The organism is Brevibacterium sp. ACRRH, from assembly GCF_022346365.1.
GTDB lineage: Bacteria > Actinomycetota > Actinomycetes > Actinomycetales > Brevibacteriaceae > Brevibacterium > Brevibacterium paucivorans.
Genome location: NZ_JAKRMN010000022.1, coordinates 1 through 522 on the forward strand (window position 1 = coordinate 1; position 522 = coordinate 522).

A 522-nucleotide genomic window follows, 5' to 3' on the forward strand; every position below is an offset into this window, starting at 1 on the left:
GAAGTCGGAGTCGCTAGTAATCGCAGATCAGCAATGCTGCGGTGAATACGTTCCCGGGCCTTGTACACACCGCCCGTCAAGTCACGAAAGTCGGTAACACCCGAAGCCGGTGGCCTAACCCTTGTGGGGGGAGCCGTCGAAGGTGGGACTGGTGATTGGGACTAAGTCGTAACAAGGTAGCCGTACCGGAAGGTGCGGCTGGATCACCTCCTTTCTAAGGAGCAACCACCCGGTTTGGGTGGGTAAACCATACGTTGTGTGTGGTGCTTATTTTTGGGTGGAACGTCACAAAAACTCTCATGATGCGCCTGTGTGGTGTGTTGTGTGCGTGTGTTGTGTGCTCTTTGGATGGGGCATGCAGCAGGCGGGTAAACACGTTGTTGGGTTGTGGGGGAACAGGCACTGTTGTGTGGTTCTTTCTTGTTGTTGTTTTTGTTTGTGAATAGTGGACGCGAGCATCTGATGAATGATCGTCGTGATTGTTTGTTGTTGTGTGTTATCTGGTTTGCTGCACGTTTTAAG

At 51.9% G+C, this 522-nt stretch carries 1 rRNA gene; it reads left to right on the forward strand.

Annotated elements, in window-relative coordinates:
- A 16S ribosomal RNA gene (locus tag MHX53_RS11490) occupies positions 1-214 on the forward strand; the annotation flags it as partial.
- Positions 215-522: the final 308 nt, after the last annotated feature.